The organism is Nitritalea sp. (assembly GCF_054166705.1).
On the sequence record NZ_JBSZCV010000009.1, the window covers coordinates 14,951 to 36,187 of the forward strand.

The 21,237-nt window shown below is 50.4% G+C and carries 21 protein-coding genes; 14 read left to right on the forward strand and 7 right to left on the reverse strand.

The features are described from left to right. Positions 1–74: 74 nt before the first annotated feature. Positions 75–1,157, reverse strand: a complete 1,083-nt coding sequence (locus ACXIT9_RS07720; RefSeq protein WP_458055659.1) for an oxygenase MpaB family protein — start codon at positions 1,155–1,157, stop codon at positions 75–77. A gap of 51 nt (positions 1,158–1,208) precedes the next feature. Between ACXIT9_RS07720 and ACXIT9_RS07725 the strand changes: the two genes are divergently transcribed. Then, positions 1,209–2,057 (forward strand): hypothetical protein, encoded by an 849-nt coding sequence (locus ACXIT9_RS07725; protein ID WP_458055660.1) that lies wholly within the window; start codon positions 1,209–1,211, stop codon positions 2,055–2,057. 224 nt (positions 2,058–2,281) lie between these two features. On the opposite strand, the gene ACXIT9_RS07730 is transcribed toward ACXIT9_RS07725, so the two are convergent. Next, positions 2,282–3,835, reverse strand: a complete 1,554-nt coding sequence (locus tag ACXIT9_RS07730; RefSeq protein ID WP_458055661.1) for an AbgT family transporter — start codon at positions 3,833–3,835, stop codon at positions 2,282–2,284. Between the two features lie 432 nt (positions 3,836–4,267). Here ACXIT9_RS07730 and ACXIT9_RS07735 point away from each other — a divergent pair, with 432 nt between their 5' ends. The 10 genes from ACXIT9_RS07735 to ACXIT9_RS07780 all read left to right on the forward strand — a co-directional run bounded on the left by ACXIT9_RS07735 (position 4,268) and on the right by ACXIT9_RS07780 (position 13,921). Continuing rightward, positions 4,268–4,957 carry a GNAT family N-acetyltransferase gene (locus tag ACXIT9_RS07735; RefSeq protein WP_458055662.1) on the forward strand — a complete coding sequence of 230 codons (690 nt, stop codon included), beginning with the start codon at positions 4,268–4,270 and terminating at the stop codon, positions 4,955–4,957. Between the two features lie 10 nt (positions 4,958–4,967). Beyond that, positions 4,968–6,167 (forward strand): argininosuccinate synthase, encoded by a 1,200-nt coding sequence (locus ACXIT9_RS07740; protein ID WP_458055663.1) that lies wholly within the window; start codon positions 4,968–4,970, stop codon positions 6,165–6,167. Then, positions 6,154–7,125 (forward strand): N-acetyl-gamma-glutamyl-phosphate reductase, encoded by a 972-nt coding sequence (argC, locus tag ACXIT9_RS07745; protein ID WP_458055664.1) that lies wholly within the window; start codon positions 6,154–6,156, stop codon positions 7,123–7,125. Before ACXIT9_RS07740 ends, argC begins: the two co-directional genes overlap by 14 nt. Before the next feature lie 9 nt (positions 7,126–7,134). Beyond that, positions 7,135–8,295, forward strand: a complete 1,161-nt coding sequence (locus tag ACXIT9_RS07750) for an aspartate aminotransferase family protein (protein WP_458055665.1) — start codon at positions 7,135–7,137, stop codon at positions 8,293–8,295. Positions 8,296–8,336: 41 nt separating this feature from the next. Continuing rightward, positions 8,337–9,284 (forward strand): acetylornithine carbamoyltransferase, encoded by a 948-nt coding sequence (locus ACXIT9_RS07755; protein ID WP_458055666.1) that lies wholly within the window; start codon positions 8,337–8,339, stop codon positions 9,282–9,284. A gap of 81 nt (positions 9,285–9,365) precedes the next feature. Then, positions 9,366–10,166 (forward strand): acetylglutamate kinase, encoded by an 801-nt coding sequence (gene argB / locus ACXIT9_RS07760; RefSeq protein WP_458055667.1) that lies wholly within the window; start codon positions 9,366–9,368, stop codon positions 10,164–10,166. A gap of 22 nt (positions 10,167–10,188) precedes the next feature. Continuing rightward, complete coding sequence (locus ACXIT9_RS07765) at positions 10,189–11,262, forward strand: M20/M25/M40 family metallo-hydrolase (RefSeq protein WP_458055668.1); 1,074 nt, start codon at positions 10,189–10,191, stop codon at positions 11,260–11,262. Next, the gene (gene argH / locus ACXIT9_RS07770) at positions 11,259–12,593 is read left to right on the forward strand and encodes an argininosuccinate lyase (protein WP_458055669.1); all 1,335 of its coding nucleotides are present in this window, start codon (positions 11,259–11,261) and stop codon (positions 12,591–12,593) included. The genes ACXIT9_RS07765 and argH overlap by 4 nt, the downstream gene beginning before the upstream one ends. After that, positions 12,590–13,282: an SIR2 family NAD-dependent protein deacylase gene (locus ACXIT9_RS07775; RefSeq protein WP_458055670.1), complete on the forward strand. Its 693-nt coding sequence runs from the start codon at positions 12,590–12,592 to the stop codon at positions 13,280–13,282. Before argH ends, ACXIT9_RS07775 begins: the two co-directional genes overlap by 4 nt. Before the next feature lie 36 nt (positions 13,283–13,318). Then, complete coding sequence (locus ACXIT9_RS07780; RefSeq protein ID WP_458055671.1) at positions 13,319–13,921, forward strand: DUF2911 domain-containing protein; 603 nt, start codon at positions 13,319–13,321, stop codon at positions 13,919–13,921. Positions 13,922–14,025: 104 nt separating this feature from the next. Here the strand turns inward: ACXIT9_RS07780 and ACXIT9_RS07785 are convergent, their stop codons facing one another. Further along, the gene (locus tag ACXIT9_RS07785; protein ID WP_458055672.1) at positions 14,026–14,715 is read right to left on the reverse strand and encodes an SIMPL domain-containing protein; all 690 of its coding nucleotides are present in this window, start codon (positions 14,713–14,715) and stop codon (positions 14,026–14,028) included. A 121-nt stretch (positions 14,716–14,836) separates the two neighbouring features. On the opposite strand from ACXIT9_RS07785, the gene ACXIT9_RS07790 reads away from it, so the two are divergent. Continuing rightward, a complete protein-coding gene (locus tag ACXIT9_RS07790; protein WP_458055673.1) occupies positions 14,837–15,385 on the forward strand; it encodes a hypothetical protein in 549 nt (182 codons plus the stop codon). Between the two features lie 128 nt (positions 15,386–15,513). On the opposite strand, the gene ACXIT9_RS07795 is transcribed toward ACXIT9_RS07790, so the two are convergent. Continuing rightward, positions 15,514–15,771, reverse strand: coding sequence for a YtxH domain-containing protein (locus ACXIT9_RS07795; protein ID WP_458055674.1), 258 nt, complete (start codon positions 15,769–15,771; stop codon positions 15,514–15,516). A gap of 152 nt (positions 15,772–15,923) precedes the next feature. Further along, entirely contained in the window at positions 15,924–17,036 is a 1,113-nt protein-coding gene (locus ACXIT9_RS07800; protein ID WP_458055675.1) for a DUF1573 domain-containing protein, read from the reverse strand. Positions 17,037–17,108: 72 nt separating this feature from the next. Here ACXIT9_RS07800 and trpS point away from each other — a divergent pair, with 72 nt between their 5' ends. Further along, positions 17,109–18,080 (forward strand): tryptophan--tRNA ligase, encoded by a 972-nt coding sequence (gene trpS / locus ACXIT9_RS07805; protein WP_458055676.1) that lies wholly within the window; start codon positions 17,109–17,111, stop codon positions 18,078–18,080. A 113-nt stretch (positions 18,081–18,193) separates the two neighbouring features. Here the strand turns inward: trpS and ACXIT9_RS07810 are convergent, their stop codons facing one another. After that, a complete protein-coding gene (locus tag ACXIT9_RS07810) occupies positions 18,194–18,619 on the reverse strand; it encodes a hypothetical protein (protein ID WP_458055677.1) in 426 nt (141 codons plus the stop codon). Positions 18,620–18,645: 26 nt separating this feature from the next. Here ACXIT9_RS07810 and ACXIT9_RS07815 point away from each other — a divergent pair, with 26 nt between their 5' ends. Then, positions 18,646–19,158 (forward strand): nuclear transport factor 2 family protein, encoded by a 513-nt coding sequence (locus ACXIT9_RS07815; protein WP_458055678.1) that lies wholly within the window; start codon positions 18,646–18,648, stop codon positions 19,156–19,158. A 21-nt stretch (positions 19,159–19,179) separates the two neighbouring features. Here ACXIT9_RS07815 and ACXIT9_RS07820 read toward each other — a convergent pair whose 3' ends face one another. Beyond that, positions 19,180–21,054 (reverse strand): cystathionine beta-synthase, encoded by a 1,875-nt coding sequence (locus tag ACXIT9_RS07820; RefSeq protein ID WP_458055679.1) that lies wholly within the window; start codon positions 21,052–21,054, stop codon positions 19,180–19,182. Positions 21,055–21,237: the final 183 nt, after the last annotated feature.

Genomic DNA, 21,237 nt, shown 5'->3' on the forward strand with positions numbered 1-21,237 from the left:
TTTTAGGGCGTAGAAGGAGTTTTACCAAAAAACAAGTGTTCGAATACGTACGGTTTTACCAAAAGCGGACAGTATTAGTGTACGGGCATAGGTAAGCGCAGGGCCACCTCCTGGCCCAATCTTTTGCGGCTCTGCCGCAAAAAATCCCGCCGAAGCGCCTCATAGCCGCTAAAACTGTGCCCCTCTCGAATGAAATTCAACTGTAAAGCCGCCTTGTAGGCAGTGGCGGGCAGCTGTCCGGTCTTCGGGAGTCCGACGGCATCGGCTGCTTCTTCACCCATAAAAAAACGTAACAGCTGCTGACTGAGCGCCAGTAGAGTAGCGTCCTGAAATTGGGTTCGATAGTAGCCTTGTAAGGCATCCATCAGTACTTTCCCTGCCGCTGAAGCACGTAAATTGCGCTGCCGAATACGCTTTTCCAGTTGAAACATCTCCTTCGGATCTTCTGACCAGTAGGTCTCCACGTCGAGTCCCAAATAGTAGCCGATAACTTTCCAGTAGTGCAAGAGAGCGCGGTAGGTTTTCTCGCCAGGATGCTCTCCTACCTTCACCATCCCACGCACCACGATGAGCGAGAAAGCCAAATTCGTCCCGATCAGGTCCTCTTGATTGATCGGGGTTCCCCACTCCGGCTGCCAGTCACGGGCATAGCGCCGAATAAAATAACGGCTAAAGGCATGTATCAGGCGCACGCGCCAAAGGGTCAGCAGCACCTCTTGATCCTCTAAAAAACTTCCCGGTTTAAAGCTGTTCAGCACAAATAGGGCTGTCTCGGTGAGCCGGGTGCCGATGTCCTCGGTAATGCGCTTGGATCGCACCAGCACCTGAGCGCCATCAGCGAAGGCATAGCAGTAGGGCAAGGAATAAAGCCCCAGTAAACTCAGATACCAAGCATGCTGCCGGTAAAAAAACGCTTGCGCCTCACGTATTGCGGCCTCCTCCAGGGGAAAGGGCCGCTCCCGAAACGCAGTATGCAATGCCTTTAAAGGCTCCGGCCAGTGCGGAGGTGCCGTCTCCCACCAGGAGTTGGCTGCATTTATCTCCTCGATACAGGCAGGCTGAGCCAGCAGCGCTTCCACGGCGGCGTCCGCCAAAGGATCGCCTTGCTGCCGGGCTTCTTGGAGGCGCGCATCGGTATAATTTTTGTACGTACTCACATAAAATATAACCCAAAGCGCTACCTTTGGTTCATCGCCCTTACTACTGATATGAAAAAAACGCTTTTAGCCTGCAGCGCATTTTTATTCCACTTCTGTGTGCTGGCACAAGAAAACATTTATACCCTTCCCCTTAAGAGCTCTGCGAAAAAAGTGCGCATCAGCCCCGAAGCACAGCGGCAGGTGACCGCTCGGGCCTCTAAAGACACGGCGCCCCTCTTTATTAATAAGACGCAGCTCGTTTTTTCTGCCGAAGACGAAACTGGACAGGCGGACTTGATCCTCTATTCACTCGATAAAAACAAGTTTACAAACATCAGCATGACGAAGGATCGGCAGGAAGCACTCCCGAAAATGACCGACTGTGGCTTTTACGTGAGTAGCCTGACCCGCGACGAGGAGGGCCTGCAGCGCCTCTACCTCTACCCCACGAACCTGGCGGAGCCGGAACTTCTCTACGACGACCTGCACCCCCTGCTGGATTACTGTTGGTACGATAACCATGCCGTGCTAAGCCTAGGGGGCGAGCACCCACGGACCCTGTATGCGCGTTCTCGGGAACATCCTGTCTTGCTGGCCGAAGAAGCCCTTTCCCTTTTGGCCTACCGGCCAAAGTCCACGCACATCAGCTACCTGGAAGCGGGAAACCTTTTCTTACTGGAGATAGCAGAAAATGCTGTTCCTGAGCGTTTTGTTCGCATGCCCGAAGGAACTACCGCCTACCGCTGGTTGAATGCCAAGCTGCTCTTGGCAGCCAATGCAGAAGGGCTTTTTTATCGGCATGAAAAGGATAGCGACTGGACGCTGCTGACCTCTTTGGATGCCTTAGGTGTTAGCGAAATCACGGGCTTCCATGTGCAGGAAAAGGCGGGCCTTCTCGCCTTTAGCGGTAAGGAATAAGCCTCCTTGGTCTCGGAAAAAACCTTTCCTTCTTGCAAACAGGCAAAGGAAGTTGAGAGAATAGAAAAAATAGGCAAATGAAGCCCAAGTGCGGGATCTTATCCCCGCCATACTGGTGATGGCAACAGCCCAGACGGGAAAAAGCATGAACGGCGTGCAGCCATTCCGCTTAGTTACCTTCCGCAGGCAAGATTTATTTTAGAAAAGAAAGTATCTTTTGGGCTTTAGCCCCCCAAGAAATACTCGTAAGAGGCCTGGATACCAAGTGGAATGCCTAAGGACCAGTACAATAGCAAAAACAGCGTCCAGACCACCAGTAAGACCAGCGAATAAGGCAGCATGACCGATACTAAGGTGCCGATACCTGTTTTTTTCACGTATTTCTGACAGAAGACGACGATTAACGGAAAATACGGCAGCAACGGCGTGATGATGTTCGACACGGAATCACCCACGCGGTAGGCGGCCTGGGTAAGGTCTGGCGAGATGCCTGTCTGCATGAGCATAGGCACGAAGATAGGTGCCAAAAGCCCCCATTTGGCGCTAGCCGAACCCACGATTAAATTCACAAAGGCCGTTAAAAAAACAATGCCTACGATAGTGATTTGGCCCGGAAGACGCAGGGCTTCCAGTCCTTCCGCCCCTTTCAGAGCCACCAGCGCCCCGATGCGGGAATCCGTGAAGGCCTTGATGAAAAGTGCGCAGAAAAAGGCCATGACGATATAATGGGCCATACTGCCCATGGCTTTGCTCATAGAGCCTACCACATCTTTCATAGTGGCATATACCCCCGAGCGGAAACCATAGATAACGCCGGGAATCCAAAACAGCAGGAAGATCAGTGGGACGATGGCACCCATCAGAGGAGCATTTCCTGCAGTAATTTCACCATTCGGTGCTCGCATGGCTGAATCTTCCGGAAACACCCATGCGATAAGGGCTAAGATCCCCAGAAGCATCACGCTGAGTGCCGTCCAAAAGGCTTTACGCTCGCGCGCCGAGAGGGTATCCATAGCCGGTATATCTGTCAAATCCGCATCCACGGGCATATTTCTTAAGCGCGGCTCGATAACCCGATCTGTCAAGTACCAGACTACGGCGATCACCACTAGAGAAGAAGTGCCTGTAAAAAAGATATTGTTCAGCGGATTAATTTCGATCGTGGCATTCAGCACCTGTGCAGCCTCTTGGGTGAAGGATTGGATCAGTGGATCGATGCTGGAGGGGATAAAGTTTGCCGAAAAACCACCCGAAACACCGGCAAAGGCTGCGGCAATGCCTGCGATCGGATGTCGCCCTGCTGCATAGAAGATGACCCCTCCCAGCGGGATAACCAATACATACCCAGCATCAGCAGCGGTATGGGAGACGATGGCCACCAGCACCAAGATCGGGGTTAAGAGCAGCTTAGGCGTCACGCCAAGAACCAGCTTCAGGCCCGCATTGATGAAGCCAGAATGTTCCGCCACACCGACGCCCAGCATGGCCAGGAGCACGACGCCTAAGGGGGCGAAGTTGATGAACACGGCCGTCATCGTGGAGAAAAATAAGGCCAGACGCTCACCGGTCAACAGATTTTGGACGCGTATTTCCGCTCCACTTCCCGGGTCTACGGCGCCGAAATCGAAGGGAGCCAGCAGTGCGGATAAGCCCCAGGTGATCAGCATCAGTATCAAAAACAAAATGCCCGGGTCGGGAAGCTTGTTGCCAGCCTTTTCGATTACATCTAAGAAGCGGTCCAGCAGCCGGTTCGTGGAGGGAGTATGCGTTTCTGCCATTCGGTACTTATAAAAGGTATAAGTTGCTAAAATACACCCAAAAATCAGAAAGCAAAAATCAGCTGGCATCAGGGCTTCACGGGAGCGCCGCCTCGGAAAAAATAGCTACAGAGGAAAATTCTTCGCTTCTATAAAAAATCAGCAGAATAAAAGGAGATTTTCATTCGGGGCGTTTGTTTTTCTAAAATAAAGATGCAAGCTTTGTGGTGTAAATGCAAGCACAAAATCCATATCCTTCTGTAAACGCTTCAGGCGTAGCACTTCGATTTTCGAAGCAGCAGGAACGTGCTATTTTTTTTGTATTCCGTTTGAGGACCACCCTCAGGGCATAGTCCCTGTTGTATGTTAATGGATCACCTATGCGGTAGATCCTGTTTCGCCTTATCGTCATTTCTATTTCCTTTCCACTTCTTCACAGCCCGTAATTTCACTATGGAAATCACGCAAGCCCCTAAATTTCAGGTCATCCCTGCTACTTCTAAGCATATCGACTATGCGACCACCATCACTGATGAGATGGAAAACTCTGCGAAAGCTCGGGGAACGGGCATCGCCAAGCGTACGCCTGCCTACATCCAGACAAAAATGGAGGAAGGGAAAGCCATCATCGCCCTGACAGACACAGGCGAATGGGCGGGCTTTTGCTACATAGAAGCTTGGGGTCATGAGAAATTTGTGGCCAACTCCGGCCTGATCGTTGCGCCCAAGTTTCGCAAATTTGGTCTGGCCAAACGCATCAAAGAAGAAATCTTTAAGTTGAGCCGAAAAAAATACCCGGAGGCGAAAATTTTCGGCCTGACGACCGGTCCTGCTGTGATGAAAATCAACAGTGGGCTGGGCTACATCCCTGTGTCGTATAGCGATTTGACAGACGATGAGGCCTTCTGGAAGGGCTGCCAAAGCTGCGTGAACATCGAGATTTTACGTATGAAAGAGCGCCAAAACTGCCTTTGCACCGCCATGCTCTTCGATCCTGCGAAAACCAAGCAGGAAAAAGAGAAAAAGGCCCTGCGCCCGGATTTCCGTAGCAACCTCAAGCTTTTTGAGCGCTGGGTGAGCATCAAGCAGGCCATCTTACTGAAATACAAAAAAACCAAACAAAAAACATTTTCTATCTTTTAAGGACGCCATCATGAAAAAAGTAGTTTTAGCCTATAGCGGGGGATTGGATACCACCTTCTGTGCCCTCCACCTTTCTCGGGAGAAGGGGTATGAAGTGCATGCGGTTCTCATTAACACCGGAGGCTTTACTTCAGAGGAACTAAGCACCATCGAAAATAGAGCAGCCACTCTCGGCATCGCCTCCTTCACGGCCCTTGATGTCACAGAAACCTATTATACCTCTGTCCTGAAATTCCTAGTATTCGGAAATGTACTAAAAAATCAAACCTATCCCCTTTCTGTCAGTGCGGAACGTATCCTGCAGGCCAAAACCCTCGCCGAATATGCCCTTTCTATCGGTGCCACCTGCATCGCGCATGGCAGCACTGGCGCCGGAAACGATCAGGTGCGCTTCGACATGATCTTCCAAACTTTAATTCCCGATATCGAAATTATCACCCCCATCCGGGACCTGAAGCTTAGCCGCGAGGAAGAAATCACCTATCTGGCCGAAAATGGCATCGAAATGAATGCCGAAAAGGCAGCCTATTCCATCAATAAAGGCATATGGGGCACCTCTGTGGGCGGAAGAGAAACATTGAGCTCTCACTTGGGTCTTCCAGAAAGCGCTTGGCCGACAGCCAAAACCAAAGATACTCCAGAAACTATTTCCCTAACCTTTAAGAAAGGAGAGCTTGTCGGCCTTAACGGCCAAAATCTCGGCCCCGTGGCCGCTATCCAAGCCCTTCATGAGCTGGCAGCACCCTTCGGCATCGGTAGAGACATTCACGTTGGCGACACTATCATCGGCATTAAAGGACGCGTAGGCTTCGAAGCCGCCGCACCGCTAATCATCATAAAAGCCCATCAGCTGCTCGAAAAGCATACCCTCACCAAGTGGCAGCTTTTCTGGAAAAATCAGGTAGCGGAGTTTTATGGCAACCATCTCCACGAGGGCCATTATCTAGATCCCGTTATGCGCAACATCGAAGCCATGCTCGCCGACACCCAGACCTTTGTGAGCGGCACGGTGACGGTCACCCTACACCCCTACCGTTTTGAACTTCAGGGCATCCAGTCGGACCATGATCTTATGGCCGCCAAGTTCGGAAGCTACGGAGAGATGAACAAGGGCTACACCGCCCAAGACGTAAAGGGTTTCACCCGTATTTTAGGCAATCAAACCGCTATCTTCCATCAAGTAAATTTCGGGCAGCATGAAGAAAATTAAGACAGCCGTTATCGGCGCTGCAGGCTACACAGGGGGGGAACTCCTCCGCCTGCTGGTGCATCACCCGAATTGTGAATTGGTAAAAGTGCACAGCAACAGTCAAGCGGGTAAATCCGTGAGCGAGGTACATCCCGACCTGCTGGGCGACTGCGACCTGCCGTTTACAGCGGACACCGATGTGAGCGGTGTGGATGCGGTTTTTCTCGGCCTTCCCCATGGGGAAAGTAAGCACTTCGTGCAAAGCCAGGACTGGGAACCCGACACCTGTATTATCGACCTGAGTACCGACTTCAGAGATGAGTCAGCCGACTTTGTCTATGGCCTTCCTGAGCTACATGCAGCGCGTATAAGCACCGCGAAGCGTATCGCCAATCCTGGTTGTTTCGCCACTGCCATCCAGCTCGCCCTTTTGCCCCCCGCGGCGGCCGGCCTGCTATCGGGTGCAGCCGTACACATCAGCGCCCTTACAGGCAGCACCGGCGCTGGCAAAAAGCTTTCCGAAACGGCCCATTTCAGTTATCGAGACAATAATTTATCCGTTTACAAGCTTTTTGACCACCAGCACTTACAAGAAATCCGCCAAAGTCTTCGTTTTATAGGCAAGGAAGAGGCGCCGGAGCTGCTCTTTGTGCCCTATCGGGGGAATTTCACCCGCGGCATTTGGGTGACAGCCTATTTTCCTTTTCCCGGCAGCACGGCAGAAGCCCATGCGCTCTATGCCGACTACTATAAGGATGCCGCCTTCACCCATGTTTCCGAGCAGGACATCAGCCTAAAACAAGTGGTTAATACCAATAAAGCTTTCCTGCACGTCCAAGTGAAAGCCGGCCAGCTAGTGGTCTATGCGGCCATTGACAACCTGCTAAAGGGAGCTAGTGGTCAGGCGGTGCATAACTTTAATTTGGCCTTCGGCCTGCCCGAAAAAACCGGTTTACATTTAAAAGCCAGCGCATTCTAATCGCGTATCATGAAAAATTTCGATGTTTACCCCCTTCTGTCGATCACGCCTGTTCGCGCAGCTGGCGCCCTTTTGTGGGATGCTTCCGGTCAAGAGTACCTCGACCTCTATGGTGGCCATGCCGTCATTTCTATCGGGCATAGCCATCCGCACTATGTGGCCCGCATTCAGGAGCAAGTGGCCAAGCTGGGCTTCTATTCCAACTCAGTTCACATACCTGTTCAGGAGGCCTATGCAACAGCTTTAGGGCAGGCAAGCGGATTAGAGGACTATGCGCTGTTTCTGTGTAACTCTGGGGCCGAGGCGAATGAAAACGCCTTGAAACTCGCCTCTTTTGCCACTGGAAAACCCGGACACATCGCCTTCACGGGAGGCTTCCATGGGAGAACAGCCGGCGCCGTGGTGCTGACCGATAATCCCGGCATTATCGCACCCTCAAATCAGCGTGCTGACGCCCATATTTTGCCCTATGGAGACTTGGAAGCCGTAGAGCGCTGCCTGCAGACAGGAGCCATTGCCTCCATCTTAATCGAGGCGATACAGGGAGTCGGCGGCATTCATGTGGCTTCGGATGCCTTTCTCTTGGGCCTAGGCCGACTGGCCAAAACCTACGGGGCTAAATTGATTCTCGATGAAGTCCAATCGGGATTCGGACGAAGCGGAAAGTTTTTCGCCTATCAGTGGGTGGAAACGCTTCAGCCCGACTTGGTGAGTATCGCTAAGGGAATGGGCAATGGCTTTCCCATCGGCGGCGTACTGGTACATCCGGATATCCAGGCCAAGCATGGCATGCTAGGAACCACTTTCGGAGGCAACCATCTTGCCTGCGCCGCTGGTCTAGCTGTCCTCGAGGTGATGGAGGAAGAAAAGCTCGTAGCGCAGGCGCAAAGTAGCGGCACCTACCTCATGGAAGCCCTGAGTACCCTATCCGGCATTCAAGAAATTCGGGGGCGAGGCCTGATGATCGGCATCGACTGCGCACAAGAGGCCAGCAAGGTGCGTTCTGAATTAATCCATAAACACAAAATATTTACAGGTAGTGCGAAAGGAAAATTTACAATTCGTTTGCTACCTCCTTTAAATATTAAAATAAATCAATTATCTTCGTTTATCGAAGCGTTCCGAAATGTGCTGGGAGAAGCAGCTACGGAAATGGTGATTTCCAAATAATAGGTGGTGAAGCGACCACAGTTACAGGAATTTAAAATTGTATGCAGACATTTATTCGATTTGAAAACGAATCATTGGCACAGAAGCTTATCGCCTCTGCCTTACAGTATAAGCAAAACCCCCAGGCGGATGCACTTTTAGGAAAAGGAAAGCGCATCGGCTGCATCTTCCTAAACCCTTCCCTGAGAACCCGTGCGAGCACGCAAATTGCGGCTTTGAACTTGGGCATGGAGCCTATCGTCATGAACATGGACAAGGAAGGCTGGGCCTTGGAGATGCGTTCAGGCGCTGTCATGAACACGCATACGGTAGAGCACATTAAAGATGCCGCAGCGGTTTTAGGCACTTATTTTGATGTTTTGGCCCTACGGGCATTCCCTAGCCTGACCCAGAAAGAAGAAGATGTGACGGATTTTGTGTTACACCAATTTATCCGATATGCAGGTATTCCCGTTGTCAGCCTGGAAAGCGCTACGCAGCATCCGCTCCAAAGCTTGGCGGACATGGTAACGATCCAAGAACATGCGATTAAAAAACCGAAAGTGGTGCTCACTTGGGCGCCGCACATCAAAGCCATCCCTCATGCGGTCGCCAATTCTTTCGCTGAATGGGCGCTCGGCTGTGGACATAATTTGACAATCGCACATCCCGAAGGCTATGCCTTAGATCCTGCCTTCACAAAGGGAGCCACTATTACCCATAACCAAGCTGAAGCACTGGAAGGTGCCGACTTCGTGTATGTGAAAAACTGGTCCTCCTTTACTGACTACGGAAAAATTCTAGGCAGCTATCCAGAATGGATGTTGCGCGAAGCGTCTCTGAAGGCAGCCCCTGAGGCGAAGGTCATGCACTGCCTACCCGTCAGAAGAAATGTAGAACTTTCGGATGAGATACTCGATGGACCGCGTGCCCGCGTCCAGCAGCAAGCAGAAAACCGCATCTATGCGGCTCAGGCAGTACTGGCCGAGATCCTTCGGGAAATCGGCTAGGCAGAAGCCGCTGGTTCCCACCGCTGAACCCACACGATGAAGCTATAAATCCTACTCTTCACCTATTAACAACCACTATTTATGACCATCAGCGTAATTAAAATCGGAGGTAATGTCATCGATTACCCAGAAAAGTTAGCCGAGTTTTTAGTGCAACTCGCACACTTCCCTGGCCCGAAAATCTTGGTCCATGGGGGAGGTGTTATGGCCTCTAAATTTGGGGAAAGCCTCGGTGTGATGCCGAAAATGATCGACGGGCGCCGCATCACAGATGCCGACACGCTAGACATCGTGACCATGGTCTATGCTGGTCTGATCAACAAGGACATCGTGTCCAAGCTACAAGCTATCGGCATCAATGCTCTCGGCCTAAGTGGAGCCGACGGAAACTTAATCCGCTCGAAAAAGCGGGGTGTCGGAAAAATCGACTATGGCTACGTCGGCGATATTCAGGAGGTAAATACGGCGCTGCTGAGCTTATTATTGGAAAACGAAATGCTTCCAGTGATTTCGGCCATCACACATGACCAGCAGGGGCAGCTGCTGAATACTAATGCCGACGGTATCGCCTCCCATATCGCCACATCTCTGGCTAAAAAGCATAAAGTCAATCTGTACTTTTGTTTCAACAAGCCGGGGGTCCTGCTGGAAGAGCATAATGACGGCTCCATCGTTCCGCTGATAAACGAAGACATCTACGAAGAGCTCAAGCAGGAGTCTGTCATTCACTCGGGCATGATCCCTAAGCTGGACAATGCGTTCGCAGCCCTGCAGATGGGCGTTAACCATGTCTGGATCGGAAAGGCGGAAAACTTGAGCCTGGCGGCCAAAGGAAAATTATCTGGAACTATTATCGAAAATCATCGCTACGACTTATATTAGTAAAGTTGATTTTTAGTGCTGCATGAAAAATAATTATTACGAGGAGGCTGTTCGCCTCCTCAAAACTTTAATCCAAACGCCCTCATTTAGCCGAGAAGAAGGAGAAACTGCTCGGCATATTTCTCATTATTTGAGTGCTTATCCCCTCACCCTAAAACAAATCGGTCATAATATATTAGCCTTTCCGCAGGCCTTTGATCCCAAAAAAGCTACTGTATTACTGAATTCACATCACGATACCGTAAGGCCGAATGCGGGCTACACCCGTGATCCTTTTTCTCCAGCGATAGAAGACGGAAGGCTCTTCGGTCTAGGAAGTAATGATGCAGGAGGTCCGCTGGTCAGCCTGATCGCTACCTTTCTCACCTGGAATGAACGTGGGAGCAGCAGTCCTTTTAACGTGGTCCTGGCCGCCACCGCCGAAGAGGAAATTAGCGGCACAGGAGGCATCCAATCTATCCTAAGCGAACTACCCGCCTGTGAAATCGCCATCGTAGGAGAACCTACCCTACTGAAAGCAGCCGTAGCAGAAAAAGGCCTGGTCGTTTTAGATGCGACTGTGTATGGAAAAGCAGGACATGCCGCCCGGGAGGAAGGGGAAAATGCCTTGTACAAAGCCCTGGAGGATCTCCTACTTATTCGCTCGTTCGAGTTTAAAAAAACATCTCCCTACCTGGGCAAGAGCAAGGTTAGCGCAACGGTCATCCAGGCGGGAAGTCAGCATAATGTCGTTCCAGACCGCTGCACCTACACGCTGGATGTTCGTGTGACGGATGCCTATAAATTAGAAGAAATCATCGAGGAGCTGCGCGAACGCTTGAAAGCGGAGCTGGTGCCTCGTTCCCTACGCCTGAATTCCTCTAAGCTACCCCTCTCCCATCCCATGCACCGCGCCTTAGACCTACTGCGTATCGAAAAATACGGAAGCCCTACCCTTTCCGATCAAGCACTCATCCCCTTTCCGAGTGTGAAATTAGGCCCGGGCGACTCGGCACGCTCTCATACTGCCGATGAATTTATTTACCTCCATGAAATCGAAGCGGGAATTTCCCGTTATGTCCAACTACTAGACTATTATCAGCGCGTACGCTTATGAAAATTTGGGAAAAAGACAGTAGCGCCTCCGCTGCTGTAGATCGTTTTACCATCGGAAGAGACCCGGAATTTGATGCTCTCCTCGCCCCCTGGGATGTGCTAGGCTCCATCGCCCATGCCCGCATGCTACAAGAAATCGGCTTGCTCGAAAAAGCAGAATGGCAGGCACTGGACAAGGGCTTGAAGACCATCTATCAGGAAATCCAGGCAGGAACCTTTTCCATCGCCCCCGGCGTGGAGGATGTGCACTCGCAGGTGGAGTTTTTGCTCACTGAAAGACTAGGCGACGTAGGAAAAAAATTGCATTCCGGACGTTCTCGAAATGATCAAGTTCTAGTGGATCTCAAGCTATTTTACCGCCAAGCGGTACGGGATATCGTGGAGGAAATGGAAGCCCTTTTTCAGCTGCTGCAGACACTGGCGGCGAAACATGCTGATGACCTCATGCCCGGCTATACCCACACCCAGCTGGCCATGCCCTCCTCTTTTGGGCTCTGGTTCAGCTCCTTTGCCGAAGGCCTGAGTGAAGACCTCGACCTGCTACATGCTGCCTACCGGCTCGTAGATAAAAACCCCTTAGGATCAGCAGCCGGATATGGCTCTTCATTCCCTTTAAATCGTGCCCGAACAACGGAACTATTAGGCTTTCGCCAAATGCATTATAATGTGCTAAACGCACAAAACAGCCGAGGCAAAACAGAGCGCCAGCTGGCTTTTGCGCTCAGCGGGGTGGCAGCCACACTGAACCGACTAGCGGCAGATGCCATTTTATTCATGAACCAGCATTTTGGATTTATCCGCTTTCCAGATGCGCTTACCACGGGTTCCAGCATCATGCCGCACAAAAAAAACCCGGATGTATTCGAGTTGATCCGTGCGAAAACCAATCAGCTCCAAGGACTGCCTGGGCAGCTCCAGCTCTTGCTCACCAACCTCACCACTGGCTACCACCGCGACTTGCAACTGTTGAAAGAAGGGATTTTTCCTGCTATCGACACCCTGAAAGACTGCTTGCACATGACACGCTACATGCTGGAGCATATCGAGGTTAAAACAGAAATTCTACAAGATCCCTTTTACAAACATGTTTTTTCAGTGGAGGCTGTTAATAAGCTGGTAGTTGAGGGAATGCCTTTTCGGGATGCATATAAGCAAGTGGGTCGGGCGATCGAAAACGATACTTTTACGGTAGACCAAAGTCGCGTGCACCATGTGCATGCAGGTAGTATAGGTAATTTATGTTTGGAAGAAATCAACGCTGACTTTCAGGCAGGCCTGCAACGCTTTGACTTTGAGCCAGCTTCACGAGCACTAAAGGCCTTACTGGCATGAAAAAAAAACTTGTGGTCTTTACAGGTGCTGGCATTTCCGCGGAAAGTGGCTTAAAAACCTTTCGTGACAGCAAGGGCCTCTGGGAAGGTCATGATGTGCTGGAAGTGGCCAGCCCAGAAGGTTGGGTCGCCAATCCAGAGCTGGTCTTGGATTTTTACAATCAACGGCGCAAACAGGCGCAGGAAGTAGAGCCAAATGCGGCGCATCGGCTTTTGGTGGAACTGGAGGCCTATTTCGAGGTAGCCATCATCACTCAAAATGTGGACGACCTCCATGAACGGGCGGGCTCCAGCAGTGTCTTGCACCTGCATGGAGAATTAGACAAGGTCCAAAGTACGCTTAATCCTGATTATATCGTCTCCATGAAAGGAGCGCCCATTTTCTTGGGAGATCAGTGCCCTCAGGGGGGGCAGCTGCGCCCTTACGTGGTCTGGTTTGGAGAACCAGTACCGGCTTATGAAGAGGCGCTAGCGCGCACCCGTGCAGCAGATATATTCGTCGTTATCGGCACCTCTCTGCAAGTCTACCCTGCAGCTGGCTTGCTGTACGAAACAGCAGCCGAAATCCCCATTTTTATCGTGGACCGCCACATTCCGGAGGTACGTATGCCTGCCACTTTTACCCCTTTGGAAGGAAGCGCTTGTGCTATGGCACCGATTTTAAAAACCCAATTGCTGAAGCTCCGTTAAAACTTAGATTCATCGATATAATGACCTTTCTTACACATGAAAACTATTAAACTTTATGGCCTTCTCGGCCTTTTGGCCACTGCTATGGCCTGCTCTGGTGGTGAGCATACTGCGGAAAAGACTGTTGCAGAAACCCAAAACCATGCCCACCATGAGCATGCAGCTCATGCGAGCGCCTCCAATGCAAAAAGTCCGCGTACAGCTGTCATGGCGATTATCGGTAGCAACCATGTCCATATCGATTATTCGGCACCCAGTGTCCGGGGGAGAGAAATTTATGGTGGCTTAGTTGCCTGGGAGGAGGTCTGGGTGACAGGTGCACACACAGCTACTAGTGTTTCTTTTGATAGCCCTGTCCGAATCCAAGGAAAAGAGATCCTGGCGGGCAAGTACGCACTTTTCACGATTCCGAGTCAATCCGGCTGGACGGTTATTTTGAATAGCAATTATGAGCAGCACTTAGCGGATGAATACGAGGAGTCTGAAGACATCGCCCGCTTCACGCTGGAAAACGAAGCACCGGAGAACGTCGTGGAACAGCTCCGTTTCGAGGTGCTCTCTTTATCCGATACCCAAGGAGAAATTCGCTTTGCTTGGGCTGACCGTGGCTTCCGATTAGCCATAGAAAATATCCAGTAGGCATCATCCGGGATAAGCTAGAAAAGGCCCCTGCGAACCCTAAGGACAAGCAGGGGCTTTTTTATGTCGGCATACCGCCTTTTTGGCCTTCGGCCAAAGTAGGGTTAATCCAAGAGGCGAAAATGCACCTGCAAGCGTGACTCCAAGCGAATCGGCTTGATATCCAGGAGGGCTAACTCCTCCATATCTGCCATCATTTTTACAGCAGCACTGCCCCTTAAGCGTACCACCGTATTCGGCGTGTAGGTGTCTACGATGTAGACCGCAGGACCGACCTGCTGGTTTAAGGTTGCCGCCATCACTTCTGCCTTATTCTTGGCATCTACGATGGCCTCTTTTTTAAGCGCTAGCAGCTCCTTTTCGATGGCGCTATGCTCCATCCTGTTGAGTGCGATTTCGGTGATTTTCTTTTCCGAAAGTTGCAGCAAAACAGCGTCTACTTCTGCCGCATTTTTTAACTCTAGCTCAAAGGTTTTGGTGTTTTGCACCTCATTTTTGCGCAGTAGACGAGATTCTAAACTGCCGAAGGCATCTTTTACTTTTAGCTGTTTTTCAACATCCACACCTGCATCACGAAGGGCTCGCTGCAGGTCACGCTCCAAAGTATTCATTTTCGTCCGCGCATCTTTTTCGGAGAGTGTTATATCGAAAAACAAGCGATCAGGAATCAGCTCTTTAGTGGCCATTCCCGTTACCTCCACGCGAGGGTCATTTGGATGATACTGGCTAAATGCTTCAAAACCAGAAAATAAAAGCATGCCAAGCATACTGAGGGAAAGAAAAGATAGTCGCATAAAGAATGTTTTTAGAAAAAAGATTTACGGAAAGATACTGAAAAAGCTTGATAAAATAGCTACATTCGGTAAACTTATATGATTATTTAAATCGAAAAACACCAAATTAGATATATATTTTATGACGCATACCCTTACGTTATTTTACATAAAAGCTTTTTGGAGCATCTTCCTTTGCTTACTTTTCACCTGTAGCCTGAAGGCGCAGCAGCTACCTTACTACCAGCTAGAGCTTGGTACTGAACGCTTTCATACGCGTACGTTTGATGTAGAGCCGAACCCCGGTGGTTCAGCATTCCCTTTACCTCCCGCCTCTGCCTACGCGCTGGATGTAGGATTGGGCTTACAAAACCAAAAGTGGGGCTCCATAGGCATCGGCCTTGGCACCTCCTTTTTTGCTGACAATACCCTCCTACGCGCCTCTGTGGTGGGTGACTTCCACCCTATTAAGGGAACATGGATGCCTTTTTTAAGGATGCGCCTGGGTTATTCCTCCTTAGACACCTTCCAGCAGGAAAATAGACAGTCCCCCTTGGCGGAAGGTACCTGGGGACTACGATATGCCCTTACCCCCCACCTGGCCCTTGAGCTGCAAACAGGAGTTTTGTTCACACAGCAAACCCTATTTATTCCCATTCGCATCGGCTGCCGCATGATGCCAAAGAAGTAAACATAATCAAAGGATGTTGCTCAGGGTACTTCCCACGTCTCTTCTTCCAAACAAGAGACCTAATAGGCACAAAAAAGACCGGATATCCGGTCTTTTTTTTACAGTATACACTGCCGCTGTCGAATGCTTTACTTAACAGCCTTCTCAATCTCATTTTTCGTCTTTTTGGCGAGTTTATCCACTTCCCCACTTACTTCATCGACTTTTTTATTGAGGCCATCCAAGAGACCTCCTAGTTTATCACTCGCCTCATCCCAATACTTTTCTCCTTGCTTGGTTAGTTTTTTGCGGGTGTTTTTTCCTTTATCTGGGGCAAGTAAAATCCCCGCCTGTACACCTACCGCTGCACCTAATAAAACACCTAATAGAAATTTCGTAGAGCTCATCTTTTTATGGTTTTGATTTAAAAAACATTTGTTAAAAGGGAACAAAGAACATGCCAACTGACAGATTGACAAGAAATATCTTTATTTACACTATTATTAACGCACAAAAAGAATCAAACGTTACAAAATCGGCAATTCTAAGGGCAAAACCTTTACTGCAGACTACTTTTGAGGCGAATTGTCTGGACGGGGCGAATCGGGTCGTTCGAAAATACATAAATTTCCTTATGGTCGATACCTTGGCGGCCGGAAGTGTCGAAGCGCAGGCGTAAATGTCCTTTTTGGCCAGCGGCCAAAATCATTTCATCTACTTCCACCTCCAAACAGGTACAGTTGGCCATCACTTTGCGCAGCACCAATTCCTCCTGTCCCACATTTTCAAATTCCAGTTCACGCTCTACTACCGTCCCGGCGCGCAGCTGCTTTAAATCCAGCGTCGTTTCAGCCAAAAGAAGGCGTGGCACGATATCTTGCATCGAACTCGGCACGGGGTCAAAATACTCCAGAACCGTCACCAGATAGGGTATCCGCAGGGTGTCCTGCTCTCCCTTATTTCCCTGAAGCAAAATGGCTATCTGCTCGGAAAACTGACCCAAATCATTACGCAAGGCGCCATCATAACGGATAGAAAGTAGCGCGCGCGTCTCGCTGGCTAAGGTATCTCCCTCAATGCCTACCTGGATAAAATCAGGTACCAACGGCTGCTCTCCAGCTAAAAACCAGTCACTCGAGCTAAAATTATGGAGATCAACCCGATATGCTGTCGGCTCGTGGGTAAAAACACGTCCTAAGTTCAACGGCAAACTACGAAATGCGAGCGCTCCCTGTCGGGCTTGATACACTACCTGAGGGTCCTCTACTGTGGGAATGAGCCTGCCCTGCACATATAAGGTATCTCCTTCTGGGTCTGCAGATGTTTTTACCCACAGCGGGTGGGTGAAGCTACCTACCTGATAATCGGGCGTGTAGGTCACCTCAAGTGCAGCTACCTTCGAAGGAGCTACGCTGTCCCGTGCAAAACGCACTTGGAGGCAAGCACAGTCGCTCCCTACTTCCTCGATTACGATCGCCAGTTCCTGCTGGTTTAAGCCATAGAAGGTCAGCACCTGTGGGCCGGATTCGGCCAAAAAGGTCCCCAAAGACAGCACTTGCTTTTCCCAAAAAAGGGGCAGTCGTTCCGGGACCTCCTGGGCGGAAAGTCCTCCCGAAAACAGGATGAAAAAGGCCCATGATAACACAGAAATGAGGGTAATTTTTCGCTTCATGAAGGCAAATAACGGAAAAAAGTAGGCGACTCTGTCAACTATTATGTAATTTGCGCGAAAAATTTAAGCATTATGGCAAGAGTTTTAACCGGTATCCAAAGCTCGGGCAGGCCGCACTTGGGAAATATCCTTGGGGCGATTTTACCTGCAGTGGCTTTAACCCAAAAGGAGCAAAACGATTCTTTCATCTTTATCGCTGACCTTCACTCCCTTACTACCATTAAGGAGGGGGCGACCAGACGTGAGCATGTAGATGCGGTAGCTGCTGCCTGGCTTGCCTTCGGTGTGGACACCGATAAATCCGTTTTCTACCGCCAATCACGCATACCAGAGGTGGCTGAACTAACCTGGTACCTGTCCTGCTACACCCCTTTTCCGATGCTGGCCAATGCCCATAGCTTTAAAGACAAATCCGATCGTCTTGCCGATGTGAACGCTGGCCTTTTCACCTATCCCGTGCTTATGGCCGCAGATATTTTGCTCTACAGCGCAGAAGTAGTGCCTGTCGGTAAGGATCAGTTGCAGCACCTCGAAATGACCCGCGACATCGCCAGCAGCATAAACCATAAGCTAGGACAGGAGCTTTTCGTTCTGCCTGAGCCCCGCATCAGCGAAGAGGTCATGATCATCCCCGGTATTGATGGCCAAAAAATGAGCAAGTCTTACAATAACTTCATCGACATTTTCCTGCCCGAAAAGGCACTGAAAAAAAATGTAAACAGTATCGTGACAGATAGCACCCCGCTCGAAGAACCGAAAGTGGCCGAAACCTGCAATGTGTTTAAGCTCTACAAGTTGCTCGCAAGCCCTACCGAAACTGATGCACTAAAAGCCCAATATGAAGCCGGGAATTTCGGTTATGGCCATGCGAAAAAAGCCCTTCTCGAGCTGATTTTGGAGCGCTTCGCGGAAGAGCGTAAGATTTTCTCCCATTACATGGAAGATAAAGCTGCTTTAGACCGCGTACTCCAAATCGGAGAGGAACGCGCACGCACAGTAGCACGAGAAAAATTAAGGGAAGTACGTGCAGTATTGGGCTTTTAAGTGCCGCTATACGGCTTTAAAGTATAAAAAAAGGAAGCCACAGTAGACTTCCTTTTTTTTAGGGTCATTTACCATTTTTTAGTTTGCTCTCACCCAGCACAATAGCTGAAAACTTAAGCGCGTCCCGTCCAAAGTACCTTGAGCGTCTTGCCATTAATCTGCATTGCGATGCGCGATGGGTTCGGAATGAGAACCAGTCGCACATCCTGTCCATCGAACTGCTCTGACTCTATCGGCACCCCTTCCTTCCCTTTCACCTCATAGTTCACCTGCCCATGTGCATCAGGAAGCATAGCCGTGTACTTATTCGCTAAATAGGCGGTAGGGAGCAAAATTTCATTATCAGAACCTAAGGTATCGTAAATTTCTTCCAAAGCCTGCTGGAAAACAGGCTCGTACTCCTCATTAAAATCATCTTCTAAATCCTGCATCTCCTCCTCTATGTCATCATATGCTTGATCGGCATAGGAGAGTTTACTCAACTGAATACGCTTCTCGACGATGGAGCGCAGGAGCTCGTTCATTTTGTTGTAATCCATAAATCTAAGATGTATCTTGCTGCTGTATGCGAGCGCAAGTTAACCATTCCCGTAAGGCTATCCAAACGGCAGAGCCGGGCATTTCTGGGGCCTATCTCCCCCTAGGCCTTAAATTCACTTTCTATAAACTCCTGTATACCAGCTGGCTACCTTGCCTCCTTTTTAGCTTTGCCGCTTCGGCCTACGGCCAAAAAAAACCGCAGCCTCCTGAGCTCTTACGCGCTTATTGCGAAGCTTTCCAAGCCCAAGATGCAGTGGCCATGGCGCATCTCTTGCATGCGGACTTTCAACTGCTTGATGTAGAAGGGGGCCTTATCGTAGCTGGTCGTGAAGACTTTACCGCACTTTACAGCCGCTTCTTTTCACGTATGCCTGACATGAAAGTCACTTTTTCCATCTACCAAGAGCGTGGGGGTACTTGGATTGTGGAACAGGAAATACAGCGGCAACCAAACGCGAAAGTACAAAAAGAGCGCTTCGCGTTTGACTTTGATGACACTTACATCCATAGCATGCGCTACCGCTTCGTTCATAAATAAACCGCAGGGACTGCTGATGCCCTAAGCACTAACCACCCCCTCGGCACGCAGCTCCTCCACAAAGGCCTCGAAAACCTCCACATGGCGTTCCAAATCGAAATCCGGCGCCACAGCCACTCGAGCGATATAGTCCTTGTCCTCTTCCTTCGTCGTGCCCTGGGTGGAGGTGGCAGGAATCGTCCAGTAACAGCCTTTTAGCTGCCCATAACTCACACAGTACTTGCTTTGATCCGGTAGGGCCTTAATCATCTTGTGTATCAAGCGCAAGTTTAACTCACGTTTATAGGCTTCTCGCTCCTGCGGTGTCTGGCCTCGAGTCGGCAAATCTAACGAAAATACCGAGGGCGTGAATCCCCGCTCGACGAGGTCTATCGGTACAAAATGTATCCCCGCCTCCGGTAACAATCGACGAATGTGTCCGATAAAAGCCGCTGTGTGCTGATAGGCTTTTTGAATACGTGCCAACATGCTCGGGAGCTGCTCCTGTAAGAGGGCTAACTGTTCCATAGTCGCTTCATTATCACAAAGGCGCAGGTGCTGCCCGATGACGGGCATAAAGGAGCTGGCGGCAGGGTTAGCCGCAGCATAAGCAGCCGTACACTTGCCCCCACTTGGAAACTTGGAGCCACTTACATAGGCGATTAAGGGTACCGCATAGAGGACACTATCGGGCGCTAAAAAGGGAACATTCGGGCAGAAAGTCTGATCCAGCACGAGCAGCGCGGGGGTAGCTGGCTGGCCTGAAGCGGTTTGGCGCTGCTGCGATAAGCAGGCGGCTAAAGCGGCTAAATCTGGCACTTCTACGCGTGGATTCGTAGGGATTTCTGCGATCACATAGGGAACGCTATCTTCTTCCGCCAGTTTGGCTAGGATGGCCTGCAGGCTTCGGACCATATCGTGTTTCCCATCCACCGGAAAGTCTACGATTTCCACCTGCGGCAGGATGGCTGCCACACGTCTCGCCTGATCGTTTGTTCCTCCATAACAATTTGGAGGCACCACAAAGGACACCTTTTTATCTGGGTGCTGCTCCTGAGCATGTGCCACCAGCCCCATCATCAGGGCATACTGCATCGAAAGCCCGCTAGAGGCAAAAAGAGGCTTTCCGGAGGTCTGGGTGATCCACTGCACCTGCTGCTGGAGGTCTGGCAGATACCGCTGGCGCTGCGCTGGATCGGGTAGAACCGCCGCCGCCTCCCCACCTAACTGACGTAGGGCGATCCAACAGAGATGAGGGGTCATCGCGATGGTTTCTCTTCGCCTTACATGTTGAATTTCAGCTACGTAATCTTTTACCTCCTCTTCTGCCAGCCATAGTAGGGTGCCCAAACCTTGGACCTGCATCAACTGAATCTCACAGCCCGCTCGCTTCTGAAATGGGCGCATCTTTTCACATTCCTCATACCAAACGGTAATTCCGTCAAAAGGATTCGGCTCCTGCCCTGCCGCTAGCTGCTCCAGCTCGAAAACATAGCCATACACCCGTCGCAAGGTATGGGGATCTAGTTGGACCGGTAGCGTGCCGGCATGCAGTAGGCGCGTCGCTTTGCCTAAGAGCTTATTTTGGCGGAGTACCGCCAAAAAAGGCATGGTCGTCGAGGTAAAACTGATGCAGTGGCTAGCATCGGCACCTCGCTGAACCATGAGCCCCCACTCCAGTAGACAGGAAAGCGGATGTCCTAAGCGAATATAATCGTATGCAGTGGGGAGTTGCGCTAAAGAGTCCGTATCCAGTTGCTCGGCCTGTATCAAGGCTTGAAAAGCATCTAAAAAAGCTGTTTTTGCTCGGCTTTCTTGGTACACATCCAAGCGGTGGGTGGTGAGGACCAACCAATCCGCCGGCATATGCTCTAAGGTCTGGCGCAGTGCCGCCAGAGGAAGTTCTCTATTGCTCATGGGGTTTAGTCTTATCTGTACAATACTACGAAATTTAAAGACAAGCAGATAGGGATTGGCCTTGAAATGCGGCCTGACCACTATTCAAGATTTATTGACCTGTGTTCAGTGTAGGCATTAAAAAAGGAAGGTCTTAACCAGACCCTCCTTGTATATTTTGGCAGCGCACAGCCACCTGAAGCT